The organism is Sulfurihydrogenibium sp. YO3AOP1, from assembly GCF_000020325.1.
Lineage (GTDB): Bacteria > Aquificota > Aquificia > Aquificales > Hydrogenothermaceae > Sulfurihydrogenibium.
In genome coordinates, this window is sequence record NC_010730.1 from 1 (window position 1) to 18667 (window position 18667).

16 protein-coding genes are annotated in these 18667 nt (G+C 30.6%); 7 read left to right on the plus strand and 9 right to left on the minus strand.

All coding sequences use genetic code 11. The features are described from left to right. Nucleotides 1–128: 128 nt before the first annotated feature. From dnaA to aroA, 3 genes are all read left to right on the plus strand, one after another. Entirely contained in the window at nt 129–1508 is a 1380-nt protein-coding gene (gene dnaA, locus SYO3AOP1_RS00010; protein ID WP_012458745.1) for a chromosomal replication initiator protein DnaA, read from the plus strand. 508 nt (nt 1509–2016) lie between these two features. Then, nucleotides 2017–2769, plus strand: a complete 753-nt coding sequence (gene rlmB / locus SYO3AOP1_RS00015) for a 23S rRNA (guanosine(2251)-2'-O)-methyltransferase RlmB (protein WP_012458746.1) — start codon at nt 2017–2019, stop codon at nt 2767–2769. Further along, the gene (gene aroA, locus SYO3AOP1_RS00020; RefSeq protein ID WP_012458747.1) at nt 2753–4048 is read left to right on the plus strand and encodes a 3-phosphoshikimate 1-carboxyvinyltransferase; all 1296 of its coding nucleotides are present in this window, start codon (nt 2753–2755) and stop codon (nt 4046–4048) included. The genes rlmB and aroA overlap by 17 nt, the downstream gene beginning before the upstream one ends. A 544-nt stretch (nt 4049–4592) precedes the next feature. Here aroA and thiE read toward each other — a convergent pair. After that, complete coding sequence (thiE, locus tag SYO3AOP1_RS00025) at nt 4593–5213, minus strand: thiamine phosphate synthase (protein ID WP_012458748.1); 621 nt, start codon at nt 5211–5213, stop codon at nt 4593–4595. Nucleotides 5214–5365: 152 nt separating this feature from the next. Here thiE and SYO3AOP1_RS00030 point away from each other — a divergent pair, with 152 nt between their 5' ends. Beyond that, a complete protein-coding gene (locus SYO3AOP1_RS00030) occupies nt 5366–6415 on the plus strand; it encodes a trypsin-like peptidase domain-containing protein (protein ID WP_012458749.1) in 1050 nt (349 codons plus the stop codon). 526 nt (nt 6416–6941) lie between these two features. Here the strand turns inward: SYO3AOP1_RS00030 and SYO3AOP1_RS00035 are convergent. Genes SYO3AOP1_RS00035 through SYO3AOP1_RS00050 form a run of 4 tightly spaced genes read right to left on the minus strand, consistent with a single transcriptional unit; the run spans nt 6942 to nt 9539 of the window. Next, nucleotides 6942–7376: a hypothetical protein gene (locus SYO3AOP1_RS00035; RefSeq protein ID WP_012458750.1), complete on the minus strand. Its 435-nt coding sequence runs from the start codon at nt 7374–7376 to the stop codon at nt 6942–6944. Continuing rightward, nucleotides 7369–7662, minus strand: a complete 294-nt coding sequence (locus tag SYO3AOP1_RS00040; RefSeq protein WP_012458751.1) for a nucleotidyltransferase domain-containing protein — start codon at nt 7660–7662, stop codon at nt 7369–7371. The genes SYO3AOP1_RS00035 and SYO3AOP1_RS00040 overlap by 8 nt, the downstream gene beginning before the upstream one ends. After that, the gene (locus tag SYO3AOP1_RS00045; protein WP_012458752.1) at nt 7659–9047 is read right to left on the minus strand and encodes a TldD/PmbA family protein; all 1389 of its coding nucleotides are present in this window, start codon (nt 9045–9047) and stop codon (nt 7659–7661) included. The genes SYO3AOP1_RS00040 and SYO3AOP1_RS00045 overlap by 4 nt, the downstream gene beginning before the upstream one ends. A gap of 12 nt (nt 9048–9059) precedes the next feature. Beyond that, a complete protein-coding gene (locus SYO3AOP1_RS00050; protein ID WP_012458753.1) occupies nt 9060–9539 on the minus strand; it encodes a hypothetical protein in 480 nt (159 codons plus the stop codon). Nucleotides 9540–9745: 206 nt separating this feature from the next. Here SYO3AOP1_RS00050 and SYO3AOP1_RS00055 point away from each other — a divergent pair, with 206 nt between their 5' ends. Both SYO3AOP1_RS00055 and SYO3AOP1_RS00060 read left to right on the plus strand, forming a co-directional pair. Next, nucleotides 9746–12604, plus strand: coding sequence for an EAL domain-containing protein (locus tag SYO3AOP1_RS00055; RefSeq protein WP_012458754.1), 2859 nt, complete (start codon nt 9746–9748; stop codon nt 12602–12604). A gap of 536 nt (nt 12605–13140) precedes the next feature. Beyond that, a complete protein-coding gene (locus SYO3AOP1_RS00060; RefSeq protein WP_012458755.1) occupies nt 13141–14127 on the plus strand; it encodes an IS110 family transposase in 987 nt (328 codons plus the stop codon). A 97-nt stretch (nt 14128–14224) separates the two neighbouring features. Here the strand turns inward: SYO3AOP1_RS00060 and flgK are convergent, their stop codons facing one another. Continuing rightward, nucleotides 14225–15652 (minus strand): flagellar hook-associated protein FlgK, encoded by a 1428-nt coding sequence (gene flgK, locus SYO3AOP1_RS00065; RefSeq protein WP_012458756.1) that lies wholly within the window; start codon nt 15650–15652, stop codon nt 14225–14227. Nucleotides 15653–15960: 308 nt separating this feature from the next. Between flgK and SYO3AOP1_RS00070 the strand changes: the two genes are divergently transcribed. Further along, complete coding sequence (locus SYO3AOP1_RS00070) at nt 15961–16839, plus strand: ROK family protein (RefSeq protein ID WP_012458757.1); 879 nt, start codon at nt 15961–15963, stop codon at nt 16837–16839. On the opposite strand, the gene SYO3AOP1_RS00075 is transcribed toward SYO3AOP1_RS00070, so the two are convergent. The 3 genes from SYO3AOP1_RS00075 to corA are packed head-to-tail and all read right to left on the minus strand — an operon-like array spanning nt 16827 to nt 18661. Next, a complete protein-coding gene (locus tag SYO3AOP1_RS00075; protein ID WP_012458758.1) occupies nt 16827–17174 on the minus strand; it encodes a 6-carboxytetrahydropterin synthase in 348 nt (115 codons plus the stop codon). The two genes, SYO3AOP1_RS00070 and SYO3AOP1_RS00075, sit on opposite strands and share 13 nt — an antisense overlap. 3 nt (nt 17175–17177) lie before the next feature. Continuing rightward, nucleotides 17178–17711 carry a hypothetical protein gene (locus SYO3AOP1_RS00080; protein WP_012458759.1) on the minus strand — a complete coding sequence of 178 codons (534 nt, stop codon included), beginning with the start codon at nt 17709–17711 and terminating at the stop codon, nt 17178–17180. Next, nucleotides 17708–18661, minus strand: coding sequence for a magnesium/cobalt transporter CorA (gene corA / locus SYO3AOP1_RS00085; protein ID WP_012458760.1), 954 nt, complete (start codon nt 18659–18661; stop codon nt 17708–17710). Before corA ends, SYO3AOP1_RS00080 begins: the two co-directional genes overlap by 4 nt. Nucleotides 18662–18667 lie beyond the last annotated feature (6 nt).

Genomic DNA, 18667 nt, shown 5'->3' on the forward strand with positions numbered 1-18667 from the left:
AACTCATATTTTTTTAATTATATATTAATTCTATCATAAAAATTTTAAAAGTCAAATAAAAAAATTTTAAAAATTTACCTAAAAGAAAATATAATGGATATCCCTAAAATGAAATAAAGGAGTGGAGAATGGATTTAAGTAAAAATAATGCTGGCAATACATCAAACGTCAGTATTAGTGAATCTAAACTTTGGCAGTCTATTCTCCATGACTTAAGGGAAAAAATTGATAATACATCATATATGATACTAAATTCTCTTGAAGAGGTATACTACAACGAAGGAAATATATATATCTATACTCCAGACAATATTTACAAAAATTGGATAGAAACAGAAATATTAGAAAATATAGAAACTTCAGCAAATAAGGTTATTGGAAGAAATGTAAAAATACATGTTATTTCTTTAAAGGATAAATCTTCAAAGAAAACAAAAAAAGGCAAGAATTCAAAAAACTTTGAAGAAACAGATTTTTATCAATATTTATCATTAAATCCAAAATACACTTTTGACAATCTTATAGTTGGAAATAATAATAAAGTTGCATTTCAAGCATGTTTGGCTGTTACAGAAAATTTAGGAAAAATTTATAATCCACTTTTTATTTATGGCGATGTTGGGCTTGGCAAAACTCATTTATTACACGGAACAGCTTATCATGTCCTTGCAAAGAGCTCTTCAGCAAAAATCATTTACACAACAGCAGACACATTTGCTTCTGAACTTTTTTCATATTTAGAAAAAGGAATGATTTTAGAGTTTAGAAAAAAATACAGAGAAGTAGACCTTCTACTTATTGACGATATACAATTTTTAGTTGGAAAGGAAAGAACACAAATAGAGTTCTATCATATTTTTAACGTTTTATACAGCCTTGGAAAACAGATAATTTTATCCTCAGACCAACCGCCTTCTAAGTTAAATGGCATAGAAAAAAGATTGATAAGTAGATTTAGCAGCGGATTAATTGTCGAAATAACCAAGCCGGATTTAGAAACAAAGATTAACATAACATTAAAGAAGATGAAAGAATTGAATGTAGAATTTTCAAGGGATGTAGTTCTATTTATTGCAAAAACCGTAAATACAAGTGTTAGAGAGCTGGAAGGTTCAATAAAAAGATTAAAAGCCTACAGCGAAATAATGGGAAGACCAATAACTTTAGACGTTGCAAGAACTGTGTTAAAAGATGTATTAGAAGTAAATGAAGTACAGCCATTAACTGTTGAAAGAATTCAAAAAGAAGTATGTAATTACTTTAATATTGATATAAAAGAATTACTTGGAAACTCAAGAAATAAAAAATCTGTAACTGCAAGGCAGATAGCAATGTACTTATCAAAAGAGCTAACTGATGAATCCTTATCCTCAATAGCAAGATATTTTCATAAAAAAGACCATACAACAATTTTAAATGCTGCAAATAAAATAAAAGAAATAATGGAAAAAGATAGAAAGTTAAAATATACTGTAGATTTGATTAAAGATAAGTTGATTACTTTATGACGATCTGATAAAAGCCTTTGGTTTAGAAGGAGACAAACAGCAAAAAGTCTCAGAAAATAAAATACTTATCATTGTTTTCATTGCTAACGAGTATTTTTTATTAAATTATCAAAAAACTCTACGATTTCTTAAAGAAAGCGGACAAACTCTTTTTAAATACGTACTATCAAAGTCAAGATTTAATAGAAGGAAAGTTGCCATAGTTTAGAAGGTTTAGCTAATATGTCTTTCAATTACATGGAGAGAAGATAAGCTGATAGGATATAAAGATTATAAGAACTACGACTTTTGAAGATCAGCTTAAATTGGTGGAAAATTAGGGCTGAAAGCTATTTTTTCTTATAATATTCCAAAGCTGGTTAAGGCGGCAACTTAAGTTAAAATAAATAAGGAAGTTTTAAAATTACAAAATTTCATTCAAAAACTAAAGCTGTCTAAAAATTTATTTTTTGTTAAAAAACTAATATTTGCTAAAATATTATCTTATTATTAAATTAAGGATAAATGAATGACAAAAGAAAATAATAATCACTTGGTAATTTGGGGAAGGAATCCAGTAATAGAAGCACTTAAAGCCGGAAGAAGTCTTGAAAAAATTCTTATTGCTCATGATTCACATCCGCCAAGAGAGTTGTTGGAGCTTGCAAATGAGAAGAAAGTAAAAGTACAAAAAGTATCAAGACAAAAGATTGAAGAGCTCGCAAACACTAAGAAAACACAAGGTGTTGTTGCACTCGTAAGTCCAATAAAATATTATGATGAAAATGAAATTATAGATAAAACAATAAAAGAAAAGGGTATTATGTTAATCTTAGACCATATTACAGACCCTCAAAACGTAGGAAGCATTTTAAGAACAGCAGAAATTTTTGGAGTAAGTGGAGTTATAATCCCTAAAGAAAGGTCAAGCCCTATAAATGAAGTAGTAGTTAAAGCATCTACAGGGGCAGTTTTTCATCTTCCGATTGCAAAAGTTGGAAGTTTAAGAAATGTAATTGAAAAATTTAAAAAGAAGGGTGGTTGGGTTGTTGCTATTGAAAAAGGTGGAAGAAATATAGCTGAGATAGACTTTCCATATCCGATTGCGTTAATAGTTGGCTCAGAAGGAAAAGGAGTTTCAAAATCTATATTAGAAGAAGCAGATATTATTGCAACTATTCCAATGGTTGGTAAAATAACATCTCTGAATGTTTCAAACGCAACATCAATAGCATTATGGGAATTATTTAAAAGGAGAATAAAAGATGGAAAAAACAGTTAAAAAAGTAAAAAGAATAGAAGGGTCTTTAAGAGTTCCATCGGATAAATCTATTTCACACAGAGCAATAATTTTATCTTCATTGGCAGATGGTACATCTATTGTAAAAAACTTTTTAAAGGCTGGTGATACTCTTACAACTGTAAACGCATACAGAAAACTTGGGGTTGAAATAGTAGAAAAAGAAGGTGTTTATTACGTCCATGGGAAAGGTTTAGATGGGCTGAAAGAACCTGATGATCTTCTTGATATGGGAAACTCTGGAACAACTACAAGATTAACTCTTGGAGTATTGGCTGGATTTGATTTTTTTGCTGCGTTAACAGGTGATGATAGTCTAAGAAAAAGACCTATGAAAAGGGTAGCAGAGCCACTTTCTAAAATGGGTGCAAAAATAGATGGAAGAAAGGATGGTAATTTACTTCCAATCTCTATAAGAGGTGGAAAGCTTACAGGAATAGATTTTTTTAATGAAAAAATGTCGGCACAGGTAAAATCAGCTATTCTTTTGGCTGGACTGTTTGCAAAAGGAGATACAACAGTTATAGAACCTGTAATTTCAAGAGACCATACAGAAAATATGTTAAACAGTATGGGAGCATATGTAAGTAGAGAATTTACAAAAGACGGATATAGAGTAACTGTCAAAAAAGCAGATAAGCTAAATCCTATACATATAAACGTACCTGCCGACCCATCTTCGGCGGCATTTTTTGCAGCTGCAGCATCAATTATTTCCGGGTCTCACATAGAATTAAAAGATGTTTTAATAAATCCAACAAGAGATGGATTTTTTAGAAAGTTAAAAGAAATGGGGGCTAAGGTTGAATACAAAAACAAAAGAGATGAAGCAGGTGAGATAGTAGCAGATATCTATATTAGCTATCATGAATTAAAAGGTGTAAAAGTAGAGCCTCAAGAAGTTCCTTCAATGATAGACGAAATTCCACTGCTTGCAATCATTGCAACTCAAGCAGAAGGAGAAACGGTAATAACCGGTGCCCATGAGCTTAGAGTAAAAGAAAGCGACAGAATTAAATCAGTAATAGAAAACTTTAAACGCTTAGGGCTTGAAGCAGAAGAACTTCCAGATGGTATGATAATAAGAGGAAAACAGAAAGTAAAAGGTGGAATCGTAGATTCTTATAAAGACCATAGAATAGCAATGGGCTTTGCAATTCTTGGATTAGTAAGTGAAGAAGGAATTACAATAAAAGATGCTGATTGTGTTTATATATCTTACCCGGAATTTTTTAACCACTTAGAAAAGGTAAGTAAGTAGTGAGAAAGTAAGAAATATATTACCCTGAGACTGCTTTAAAAATTTTTTTAAGTTTTAAATGTATATGTAATATATCTTTAACTTTACCACTATTCTAAGGCTTCAGTTTGAGGGATTTTCTCTTTTAAAGAAGGTTAAAAAGTAGAGGCAATTCATGAATTGTCCGCACAGCGAACAAATGAGAGGTAAAAAGGGCGAATATTCTTAGTCAGCTGCAGAATGACCCATTGGCGGTTTTTGTAATCTCGAGGACGTTAGTCTGAAGATTTTCTCTTTTAAAATCCGGGAAATAAGAAGAAAGTGAGAATGGGGAGAGGAGATTCTTCGCTTATGCTCAGAATGACACGAATGGTTGTTTAACGTCTTATCCAGTAACAAAGCGAAGGACCTCCTCTTTTAAGGTCTTTTAAAGATAAGATAAACATAAAAGAAGATTCTTTGCTTGGATGTAGAATGACAGGCAAGATGATGTCTTTATCAAAAAATTTTCTTGGAACAGCCTTATTGATTTTTAAACTTAATCAAAATTTTAAAGCACTCTATATTACCTTTTACCTCTAAACAATTCTGCATATTCTCTTGCCCTCTCTTCTATGTTTTCGGCAGTCCATATATCACTTATTACAGCCACTAAATCAGCACCAAGCTCAACAAGTTCTTTAGCTCTTTCAACCGTAATACCACCTATTACACAGACAGGTATTTTTAAAAATCTTTTAGCTTCTGTTATTGCAGATTTATCAACGACTTTAGATTTAGGCTTTGTTGGAGAAGGGTAAAAACTTCCAAAAGCAGCATAAGTAGCAGATAAACGCTCCATCAATATTGCCCTTTCAACATCTCCATAACAAGATACACCAACGATCTTATCTTTTAGAGCTTTTCTAATTTCTGATATGTCAACATCCTCTTCTCCAACATGAATTCCATCAGCATCAGACTTTAAAGTTAATTCAAGCCTGTCATTAACTATAAATAAAGCATCATATTTATGGCAAAGATTTTTCAAGTCCTTAGCTATTGGTAATAAAAAGTCATCGGTATTATTTTTATCTCTCAGCTGAACTAATTTAGCACCACCTTTTAAAGATTGTTCTACCATGTCAAAAATTTTATCGTATGGAGTTAATTTTTCATCTGTGATTACATATAAACCTTTTAGCATGTTTCACCTCGTTAACTTTTTTAAAACATATTAAGCTTTTTAAATTTTCGTTTAAATGCTTAAAAATTCATTTTAAAACATTATAATACCGTTTTATGATATAATTAAATCTAACATTTTCAAAGATTACTGAGGTGATATAATAACAAAAAATGGATAATAGCGACCGTTTTAATTTCGAAAAAATAAACAAATTACTTTTATTTTACATCCTTTTATATCTAATTATTCAATCTTGTGAATCAAAAAAAGAAAAAGATGCTGTTAAACTAATTCAAGACAGAATTGAAAATGTAATCTCACAAACCACTCCATCTGTAGTAACTATTTTCACAAAACAAGACAAAGAAACTTCTTTATTACTTAAAGATATTGATGATGAATCAGTCGGTTCTGGATTTGTTATTAAAAAAACATCTAATTATCTCTATATAGCCACAAATGCACATGTAATTGAGAAAAAGGGAAATATTTTTGTTAGATTCTATAATGATAGAGTTTTTAAAGCCGAAGTTGTAGGAGTTGATACTAAAACTGATATAGCCGTTTTGAAAGTAAAACTGAATAATTTTAATAGAGATATAAAATCTCTAAAATTTGAATATTTAGAGAATATAAAGCCTGGAATGTTTGTGTTGGTTGCTGGCAGCCCTTATAATTTGGGGCATACTTACACGTTTGGAATCATATCAGCTATAAACAGAGAAGTAGGTATTTCATCTATAGAAGGTTTTATTCAGACAGATGCTTCTATTAATCCGGGTGATTCCGGTGGACCACTATTAAATCTTGACGGAAAAGTTGTTGGAATGAGTATAGCCACAGTTCAAACTGGACAAGGTATCGGTTTTGCTATCCCTGTAGATATACTACAAGACACTGTAAATCAACTAATAAAATATGGTAAGGTTAGAAGAGGTTGGATTGGTATAGTTGTAACAGATGTGTCTGAAGAGATAAAAGAAAGAATGAATATAAACGGTGGTGCTTTGGTATTAAAAATTGAGAAGAATAGCCCTGCTTCCGGAACTGGTTTAGTTGTCGGCGATATAATAACTAAAATTAATGGTAATCCAATAAAAAATTCTAAAGAGTTTAGGCTATTTTTAAATAAAGTAAAACCAGGAGATATGATAGAGCTTGAAATTATAAACTCAAAAGGAAAAAGAACCATAACAGTAATTCCGATAGAGAAAGATTAGTTTATAGTGTATTGTTAAATTAAGAACACTGTTAAAATTTTTATAACTTTACTTTTGTCCGTCATCCTCCTGAGGGACTTTTAGTCCAAAGGATTTTCTTTTTTAAAAAGCGAAAAAATGAGTAGAGGTAATTCATGAATTACCCGTACGGTGAATAAGCGAGAGGCAAAAGAACAGAGATTCTTTATCGGCTGCAGAATGACACCATTCGGAAGTTCCTCGTCATCCTGAGGACTTTAGTCCGAAGGATCTCCTCTTTTAAAATAGGTGAGTAAGTGAATAAGTGAGAAGTAAAAAGACAGAGATTCTTCACCGGCTTCAGAATAACAAATAACGCAAAATAGCATTCTTATCACAAATGCAAAATGATAGTATACCAAATCTTAAGAATTTTTCAAAACATTCTCATCTTAAAGTTTTAAAAATTTGAACTAATAATTTATAAAGAAAAGCTTGTTTTTATATTCTTTGTCATTCTGCAGGTGAGTTAAAAATCCCAATCTTTTACCTCTCACCTCTTACTTTTTCATCTTAACGCTTCAATTAACTCCTTAAATCTTTGCATAGAGTTTTTTATCAGCTCAAGTGTATTGATTATTTTTTCATAGTCTTCTTCATATTCGTGAGTTATAAGATTTCTGATTTCTTTCATTTCAAACCAAAATTTTTTATCCATAGGAAAATTAAATTTTTCTGCTAAGTTTATAACGTCAATGATTGGTAAGTTTTCTACGTTTTCGCCCTTTAAGGTAAGATATGCCCTCAACAGCTTTCCTGTTGAGTCTTGAAGCTTAGAAAATCTATAGGCAATTTGGTCTAATATTCTTAGAAGCTCTAGGTCTTCTTTATAATTTTTCATATCATAATGACTTAAACTATCAAAGGCTTTGTTTAAAACAAGATAATGTTTTTTTACTTCATTATAAAGCTTTTGATATCTAAGATAATTTTTGTCATTCAAGTAAAACGCCCTCTGATAGTGCTACTTTTTCTATATCTCTTTCAAAGTCTTTATGCAGGACAACGTCTATCTTTTGCTCTCCAAGATTTATTTGGAGTAAGGTTTTAAATTTTATTTCTTTTTCAAAAAGTTTATCCTTATTTTCTGGAATTATGTATAAATCTATATCTCCACCTTTTTTGTCATCATAAACCCTACTTCCAAATAGATAAACCTTTGTGTTGTTTCCAAAAATATCTTTGGCAGTTTTAACGATTATTTCTTTTTCATAATCTGAGATTCTCAAATTACCCCGCCGAGAGTAAGTTTTTTGATTCTTACCGTTGGTTGTGCATCGCTAACCGGTGCTCTTTGCCCATCTTTGCCACATGTGCCAATAGCCCATCCTAAGTCATAGCCCACCGCATCTATATCCATCAATGCCTGTGGTCCATTGCCTATCAATGTTGCTCCTTTGATTGGATATGTTATCTCACCGTTTTCAATTCTGTATCCTTCCATGATTTCAAAGACAAAATCTCCATTGACTGTGTTTACCTGACCACCACCCATTTTTACAACATAAATTCCGTCTTTTGTATCTTTAATAATATCAGATGGATTATCTTTTCCTGCATCTATGTAAGTATTTGTCATTCTTACAATTGGAATATTTTTATATCCATCCCTTCTACCGTTTCCTGTTGACTGCCTTCCCTCTTTCATTGCTGTAAGTCTATCGTACATATAGCCTTTTAAAATACCATTTTCAATTAATACTTTTCTTTGTGCTGGCACTCCCTCGTCATCAAAATGAAAACTTCCATTTTTTCCTAATAATGTTCCATCATCTATCACGCTAACCAATTCTGAGGCTACTTTTTCGCCTATCTTACCTCTGTAAACTGACAAGCCTTGATTTACTAAATCCGCTTCAAGTCCATGTCCCACTGCTTCGTGAATCATAGTTCCGCCTGCTTCCGATGAAATCACAACTGTAAAGCTCCCTGCCGGTGCAGGCTTTGCCTTTAATCCAAGAACTGCTCTTTCTGCAGCCTTTGTAGCTACATAATCTATAACATTTACAAAATCTTCATTAAATAGCTCGTATCCAATGCTACCGCCGGTAGATTCATATCCTCTGTATAAAGATTCTCCATCGGAAGCTATTGCCTCTACAAAAAATACAACTCTTATTTGAGTATCTTCAATAATTTCTCCTTCTGTGTTTATTATTAAAATTTCTTTTTTTACATCTCTTAAAGTAACAGAAACCTGCTTTATTCTATCATCGTAAGCTCTTGCTATTTCGTTTGCTCTTTCAAGAATATCTTTTTTCTTTTTTAATTCAAACTCATCCGGGTCTATCAAAACATTTGTGTATGCTTTATAGTGTGCTTTTCCAACGGCTATTCTTCCTTCTCCTTCTGCTTTTGCTAAGGATTTAGCAATTTCCATCATGTTTTGGAAAGTAATCTCTGATGTATAGCCATAGTAGGTTTTAAGGTTTTTTATCAGTCTTATCCCAACGCCTGCATCTATTCCTTTTGAAATTCTTTCTATTTTGTTGTCTTCAAGATTTAAGGTTAAGCTTTTTAAATTTTCAAAATAAATCTCTCCAAACTCTCCACCATCTGCCATTAAAGCCGTTAATATGTACGGTGCTTTTGACATAACCAATTCTTTATACATGCTTCACTCCTTTTATAGTCCTAAAATAAATGCCACTTCCTCTGGCGTTTTACCTTCTAATAAATATTGTAAAGCATTTAATCCGTTCTCATCTAAAGAAATATATAATGCATCTGTACCATTTTTAAATGGAACAACGAGAACCGGAACTCTCCATGTTTGGATAAATCTCTGCCAATCTGATGAAAATCCTGTCAAAAGCAGTTTTGCTTCTGTAGTTTTTCCTAAAAGATAATTTACTAAAGCTAACATATACTTACCTTCTGGAACTTTACTTGCAGATTTTGCCAACTCTTTTCTCGCATCTTTGAGATTTCCATCAATATAATAATTAAATCCTTGCACAAACGCTTTTTCTTCTTCCGGCATATCTAAATAAAACTCAAAAGGTATTTCCATGTATGTTTCAATGTTATCAAACTCTATTTTCTGATTTACCTGTGTAGGGAATTTTGAAGGATGTCCTTTAAAAATTAAGATAGATTTTTCCATTTTTCACCTCTTTATGTAAGTTTTTTATTATTTTAGCTTAATTCGGCAGATAAACAAGATGATAAAGATTATATGATGATGTAAATTTATTTTTAAATTTTATATGATTTTTTAAATTTTCAATTATGGTATAATCTATTTAACGGTCGTATAAATGGTGCAATATAATGGATATTATATTAAAGGAATTCTAAAAGGAGAGGTTCATGATTACCTTTAGAGTTTGTCCGCATGATACAAAAGAGGGACTGGAAAAATGGCTTAAAATCTCAGATAAAATAAAGCAAATTTTTAAACAAGAAGTAGATTTTAAACCTTATAAAAACTTCTACGAAGAAGAAGCATTAATATCAGTAGATAATTTTAAACCAGATATATATTATGCAAGCTTTGATGCTGCTTTAATTCTTTTACAAAAAAATTACAAACTTATAGGAAGATTTAAAGGTTATTACGATAAATTTCTTTTAATTAGTTTAAATAATCAAAAGGATTTCCAAAATATAGCAATAGTTGATAAACTTAGTTCTTATTGTATTTTAAACAAAACAGGTCTTTATAATAAAGAAGTTATTTTATATGAATCTTTTGATGAAATCATAAATTCTTTATTAAATGGAAAAGCTGATGCTGGAGCGATATTTAAGGAATATTATGATGAATTAGGTCAAGAAATTAAAGATAAGCTAAAAATCGTAGAAGAAATAGATTTGGATATAAGCCATTACTTTTTGGTATCAGAAGAATTTTATGAAAAGAATTCCTTTAATATAATTACATTTATCCAAGAATTAGATTTACAAGAGATTTCTCAAGACGAAATCAATAAACTTAAAGAATATCATGAACTTGGAAAAATAGTTAGGAATTTAATAATACAGAGGATTCTTATAGAAAGCTTAAAAGATATTAATCAGCTAATTATATCTGCAGAAACAGAAGAGGAATTATTTCAAAGAATATGTGAAAGCCTTGTAGAAAAAAATCATTTTAAATTTGTGTGGATTGGAAAGAGAGAAGGAGACTTTATTAAGCCAGTATGTAAGTATGGCAAAGACGATGGATATATAGATAATTTAGTTGTAAGTGTCAGAGAAGACCTGCCGGAGGGAAGAGGTCAATCAGGAAGAGCTTACAGAGAAAATAGAATTATTATAAATGAAAATACATTAACGTCAGAATTTATGACTCCATGGAAAAATCAGCTTCTAAAAAGAGACATATATTCATCGTTAGCTATTCCGGTAGAAAAAAATGGAGAAGTTTATTTAGTAATTACTATCTATTCAACAAAGCCATTTGTATTTAGAAAAGACTTTCTAACTTTATTTGAAGAACTTAAACAAGATATATCTTTTGCTTTAAATAAAATAGAAAAAGATAAAGAAAATATACTTTTAAGAAAGGCTGTAGATAATTCAAAAATGTGGCTTTTAATCACTGATTCAAATGGAACAATAGAGTATGTAAATCAATATGTTATAGATTTGACAGGATACACAAAAGAAGAAATAATTGGCAAAAATCCAAGAATATTTAAATCTGGAATACAGGATATAGAATTTTACAAAGAATTATGGAACACTATATTGTCGGGCAAACCATTTTCAGCAGTATTTGTAAATAAAACAAAAGATGGAAGACTAATTTATATAGACCAAACCATCTATCCAATTAAATTAAAAAATAAAACACTTAAATTTGTTTCCATTGGAAGAGATATAACACAAGAGAAACTACTTTCAGAGGAAATAGAAAAATATAAATACTATGATAGTTTAACTGAGCTTCCAAATTTTATATCATTTAAAATTCAATTCTCAGAAATAATTAAAAACAAAATATACGAAAAATTTGGATTAATATTGATAGACATTTATAACATGTCTGTAGTTAATGCTTCTTATGAATTTGAAACAGGCAATGAAATTTTAAAAGAAGTAGCAAAAAATCTAAAAAAAGAATTTCCAGATGGATATGCAGCCAGAATTGGAAGTGATGAGTTTGCAATACTTATTCCAAATATAGAAAACGAGTCAATACTTATTTATAAGATTAGAGATGCTTTAGATAAAGATTTAAATACTTCCAAAGGCAAAATTCATATTTCTTACAACGCTTCAATTGTCTTATACAATGAAGATGGTCAAACATTTGAAGAGCTTTATAATAACGCTGTTCTCACTTTAAACACAGCTAAAAAAGAAGGAGAAAATGTAATAAAATTCTATGAATCACAGTTAAATAAAAAATTAGAAGAATATCTAACAGCTGAAAAGATTGTAGAAAAAGCATTTAAAAAGAAATTATTTAAATTTTACTTCCAGCCATACTTTAAATCAGAAGACTTTTCAGTAGCAGGATTTGAATCATTAGTCAGGATAGTAGACGAAGATGGAACTGTTTATCCACCTATAAAGTTTATAGATTATCTTGAAAACAGCAAATATATCACAAAATTTGAAGAATGGGCTTTAGAAGAAGTTTCTCAAAAGATAAAAAAATTTAACTCTTTGAATGATAAAAAAGATAGAACAATATCTCTAAACCTATCACCAAAAGGACTGCTTGGATACTCATTAAACTTAACATCAGATGAACTATCAGATAAAAACTTTGTTGAAAGGTTAAAATCTTTGCCAATAGAAACTCAAAATAACTTAGTAATAGAAATCACAGAAAGAAATGTCATAAAAGATATAGAAAAATCTAAGAAGATATTTAAAGACATTAAAGATTTAAATAAAAACATAAAAATAGCGATAGATGACTTTGGAACAGGATATTCATCTTTAACATATTTAAGAGATTTAACTATTGATATACTAAAAATAGATATGTCTTTTGTAAGGAACATTGCAAGAAGTAGACAAGACTTATCGTTAGTAAAATTCATAATTGGATTAGCTAAAGATTTTGGATTAAAAACAATAGCTGAAGGTGTAGAAACAGAGGGGCAGGTAAAATTTTTATCTTTACTTGGAGCTGATTATCTGCAAGGATTTTATTTTGCAAAACCAATGCCAGAAGAAGAAGCTGTCAAGTTAATTATGGAGAGTATATAGGTTAATTGGAATAATAGAGTAAGAAATCGACAGAAAGATTAAGCTTAGTGGTTATCCTGAAAGCGAAAGACGAATCTCTTGTTTAAATGTTAAAAAATCCTATATACGAAACTATTCTAAAATTTTTATAACTTTAACTTTTCCTGTTATCCTGAGGACGAAGTCCGAAGGACCTCTTTTTTGATTTTTCGACTTGAAAAGAAAAACATGAGATTCTTCGCTTCGCTCAGAATGACAAATAAGGTAATTAACATGCTTTTACTTTCTCTGTCATCGTATATTAAATATACTAAAAATTTTTTAAACTATAAGAGAATAAGTTTTATAATAATTATAGACATGGGAGAAAAAAAGAAGGACAGATCAAGTTTCTGTCATTGGTCTTTTAAGACCGATCAGGATGTTTTAGACTGTCCTTCCTCTACTTCCTACAACCTGAATTAGAACATTAGGCTTTTAAGCCTGTATTTAACTACGATGATAGGTTATCAGGAAGTTTCTTTCATGTCAAGTATTTTATGAAAGGAGGTACTATTATGAACAGCTACAAAATAGTCATAGGAATTGATGTATCTAAAAACTCATTCACTGCTACAGTTTTGTATGATAACAAGAAAGAAAATTTTGAAGTTAAATCTGACCCGGTAGAGTTTGAAATGAAAGTAAAGCCTTACCTTAAGAAGTTTAAAAAGTCAGATATGCTTATCATAATGGAACATACGGGAGTTTACCATTTAAAGCTTGCTAATTATCTGTATGAAAATGGTTATAAAGTAGCAGTAGTAAATCCATTTTCAATAAAGAAATTTATGGAAGCTAAAATGACAAGAGTTAAAACAGATAAAGCTGATTCATTCTTTATTGCAGAATATGGAAGAACGTTTTTCGATGGAGAGCTTTATAAACCAAAATCAGATGTAGAAAAAGAAATAGAAGTAAAACTAAAGATATTGGAAGACCTACAACAGCAGCTTACAATGCTAAGAAACAAAAGAGAATCATTAACCTATGTACCAATGAAAAAATTGAAAGAGAATTTAGAATATTACGATGAGCTAATTAGAAAAATAGAAAAAAACATAAAAGAACTTGAGAAAGAGATAAAAGAATTGTCTAAGAAGAATTATCAAGAGGAATACAAACTTTTAAAAAGTATACCTGGTATAAGTGATAGGACTATAGGAATGATAATATCAGTATATGGAAATTTTGAAAGATTTAAGAGTGTAAAAGATATATCGAGTTTTATAGGAATTAATCCAAGCCCATATGAAAGTGCAGCATGTGTAAAGAAAAGTGTCCGGATAAAAAAGATGGGAAATCCATATGCAAGGAAAATATTATACATGGCAGCATTATCAGCAATAAGGTTTAACAAATACTGCAGAGAATTATACGAAAGATTAGTAAGTAAAGGTAAGGCTAAAAAATTAGCATTAGTGGCTGTAGCACATAAGTTATTAAGGCAAGCATATGGTGTATTAAAAAGCAGAAGACCATTTGATGAAAATTTTTGTACTTGACATTTAACATAGAACATCCTGAGGCCGTAAGGCCGAAGGATCTCCTTTTTAAATTCTATAAAAACCACTAATTTCTCACCCAAGATATCTTAAAATATTACTTGCCTATATTCAAAATCGTTTGCATTAATTCATCCGTAACAGTGATTATTCTTGCAGCAGCTTGGTATGACCTTTGAAGCTTGGTTAAGTTAATCAACTCTTCATCCATATTAACACCGGTTAAGCTTTTCATCTTTTCTGTTATGGCATCATATAGAAATTGGTTATTTTTCATCTGTGTTTTTATTCTTGAACTTTCAGACGAAATAATAGCCACAAGTTGTGAGTTGTAATATTCTGAAAATTTGCTATTTTTAATGATGTCATAATTGTTTGGGTCGTTAAGACTTGATTTTAAAGCTGTTTCTTCGGTAGGTGTAAGTACGCCGTTGATACTATCTTTTAATGCTAAAAGATTTTTACCGTTTGTATTATCTGAATTTAAATATGCATTATTTGTTGCCAAAGCAACTTGTTTAGGATCGTCTATAGCTACAATAATATTAGATGCATCTATTTTAGATAGTGAAGAATTTGGGTCAATTCCAAAGAAATTTAAACCGGTGCTGCCGTCTAATCCATAACCTTGACTGTGAACTTTATTAAACACATTTGCTAAAACAGTTGCAAAGTCATTTAATCTATTTAGCTGTCCATTAATTGCATCTATTCCTTTTAAATTGCCACCAAGCTCTCCATTTTGTATCTCTTTTGTTATATCGTTTGTATTATTCCATTTTATAATAGCATTTCCATTGGAATCTGTTTCAAACTGAAGCTGTGTATTTGTCATACCGACTACCAAGCCAAAACCTTTAGCAGTAAATACATTAACAGTGTTATCTTCATTAAACACAACCTTTGTGTCTATTAAATTGCTTAATTGAGTTATTAATCTGTCTCTTTCATTTAGATATTCGTTGTTAGATTCAACATCAAGAGTTTTTGTCTTTATAAGATTATTTAACTTTGCTAACTGCTCGGTAATTTGATTGATTTGATTAATTTGGTCCCTTACTTTTAAAACTGTTTGCTGTTTTAAGTCTTCAAGTGCTTTATTACTGCTTCTTATTTTTCCAACTAAAACCTTAGCATTTGCTATAAATTGAGACCTTGCAGCCAAATCATCAGGTTTTATAAGCATATCGTTTATGGAGTTAAAAAATGTATTTAGTGTATCAGAAAATCCACCACCAAGTGCATCGTTAAACACATCTTCTATATTATCAAGTATGCCACTATAACTTTTATCAGAATTTACGCTTTGATTCAAAGAAATAGACCTGTTAAATAATGATTGGTCAAAAGCTCTGATTATTTTATTTAGATATACTCCGCTTTTTGGTAAATCTTGAAAAACCGGCGTTTCTTTATTGTACCCTTCTGTAGTTACGTTGGATATATTTTTATTTGTAGAGTTTATTCCTCTTTGAAATGTTAATAAGCTTTGTCCTGCTATGGATAAACTTGCCAATAGCGACATTGTTTAGAACCTCCGGTTTATATTTTTCAAATCCGCTTTTGTAAATATTTTATCTAATTCCTTTCAAACACGTCGGGTGAGAAATTTAATAAAAATATGAGATTCTTCGCCGGCTGCAGAATGACAAATAAGGTAATCGTTAACATGCTTTCATTTTCTCTGTCATCCTGAGGCCGTAAGGCCGAAGGATCTCTTTTTTAAATTTTATAAAAACCAAATATTTCTAACCTGATTTTTTGAATATCCTCCTTTCAAACTTTTTATAATATAATAATCGTAAAAAGTAAATAAATTTTTAGGAGCTAACTTTGATTCTTGGAATTGATATTGGTGGGACTTTTATAAAGGTTGTTGGTAAAGATGAGAATAATAACATTTTTAAAGAGAAAATTAGCGTTAATTTTCAGGATAAAAAAACTTTTGTAAGTGAAATACTTAAATTAATAGAAAAACACAAAGCTTTAAAAGTTGGTATAGCCATTGCCGGACTTGTTGATAAAAAATCCGGTCAGCTTACAAACTCACCAAATCTAAAGTTTTTAGAAGGTTTGAATTTAAAGCAGGAGATAGAAAATCACAGTAATATCAAAGTGTTTATAGAGAATGATGCAAATCTTGCTGCTTATGGTGAGTATGTTTACGGAAATGGCAAAGATAGCGAAATTCTTGTCTGCTTGACCCTTGGAACCGGTCTTGGTGGTGGTGCTGTAATTGGTGGTAAAATCATCTCCGGCGTCTCGGGTAGTGCTATGGAGATAGGTCATATTGCTGTTGAAAAAAATGGACTACCATGCCACTGTGGAAGAAATGGTTGTTTAGAAGCTTATGTGTCTTCCTACGGACTTGAAAGGATATACTGTATGCTTACAGAAAAAAAGACAACATCTTTTGAGATAGTTAATCTTGCTAAGAACAAAGATGAAAAAGCTTTAAAATCTTTTGAGATGTTTAGTAATTACTTATCAACCGGTATTATGAATATTGCTCATATATTTAATCCTGACAAAATACTGCTGGCGGGCGGCATTATAGAACATTATCCTGATATTTTAGAGATTGTTAGAGAAAAAACAAAAAATCTTATTTTTCCATTACCACTTAGAGATTTAAAAATTGATATGGCAAAGCTTGGAAGTTGGAGTGGTGCTTTTGGTGCATTAGCTTTTGCGGAAGGTCATTCTTCGTAGTATTCAGCTCCGCCCTCTTCAGTTTCCCAAACAACAACTTTTTGAAGTGTTGGGTATCTTTCTTTTATTTTATCATATAAGTACTTAGCTACATTTTCAGCACTTGGAGAAAAGTCGTATATATCATTCATACATTTATAGTCTGGCAGAATCTCTTTTAGAAATTCTTTAATCTCTATAAAGTCGTATCCCATACCACCGTTATCAAGTTTATCAGCTCTTATGAAAAGCTCGACCATCCAAGTATGCCCGTGTAATGGCTCTGGTTGTCCGTGATAATCCGTCAAGAAGTGTGCTGCGTTAAATTTCTGTCTTACTCTTACTATGTATGGCATCTTTTACTCCACTAAGTTGTCATCTTCTTTAATCTGCTTTCTTACAAACTCTCTGCTTTTATACTCTATATAGTCCTGCTTTTCCCAAACATACTTAAATGTAATCACATAGCCAACAAACGCTGCTGTATGAAATGCAAGCTGAACAGGTGATAAAAGACCTTCATCAAAGAAAAAGCTTAAAAGCTCAGATGTTAAAACTGCAAAAAATAAAAAGAGTAAAGTTATTCCATAAGCAAGTGTTATTCTTCTGTTTATTATAAAATCTCTTTCTTCATAAAGTTGTTTAGCTTTTAACCTTTCTTCTAACTCTTTTTGCTCTAAAGCAGGGTCTTTATCTTTTAATTTTAAAGTAAAGATTACACTTGAACTATATAAAGTTACAACTATCACAACCCATACAGCTTTAAAAAAGTCTGCTTTATCTTGGATAATATCATTTTTATAGATAAAATTTATAACAGACAGTCCAAGAATGATTAGAAACACAAATGCAACGGTTTCAACAAACAAAAAAAGCATTTTTTTCTTTATCATAGCCACCCTTTCCTTTTAAATAAGAAAATTGGAACAGATGCTGACAAAAACATGAGAATTAAGGCATAAAAATATCCATACTGCCAATGTAATTCTGGCATATTTTCAAAGTTCATACCATAAATGCTTGCAATCAATGTAGGTGGAATAAAGATAGTAGCTATAACTGTAAAGATTTTGATTACTTTGTTCTGCTCTATGTTTAACAAACCTAAGAATGTATTTTGTAAATAGCTTAGTCTTTCAAAATTAAACTTTGTATAATCAATTAGAGAGTTTACGTCTTTGATCAAAATTCTTAGCTCTTCTCTAACATCTTCAGGAACTTTATAGCTTTTTAGTAATGAAGATAAAACCCTTTGCTTATCTATAAGGGATTCCCTGATAGTCATGTTTAAATCTTCGTAGTAAGAGATAGATTCAAAAACTGTTTCTGTAACATCTAAGTTTCCGGAAGATACGATTTTTCCAAGCTTTGAAATCTCTTTTGATACATTTTCAAGAACGTCGGAATCTGATGCAATCTTGATTTCAAGAATAGAAGAGAAAACATGAAATCCTGTTTTATAGATGCTTGGGTTGGTAAGTAATCTTCTTACAAATTCTCTGAATGTCTTTAACTCTCTGTATCTTACAGTGATGATGTAATTGTCTTTTATGATAAAAGAGACAGTATCGTTAAATGCGTTCTCTTCTTCTCTGATTAAAAAGTATGTGTTAATCGTTATGCTGTCTTCCTCTTCCCAATATCTTGAACTTATCTCTATATCTTCCCTTTCTTGGAATGATGGAAATTCAATCTTAAAAGTTTCTACAGACCATTTTATTTCTTCTTCCGTTGGATTGAAGATATCAACCCATAAGATGTTAGACTTATCCTCTATTTTTTCAAGTTCTTTAAGCTGGATTGACTTTATTATTAAGCCTTCTCTGTAAAATACTCTTATCATGAATAA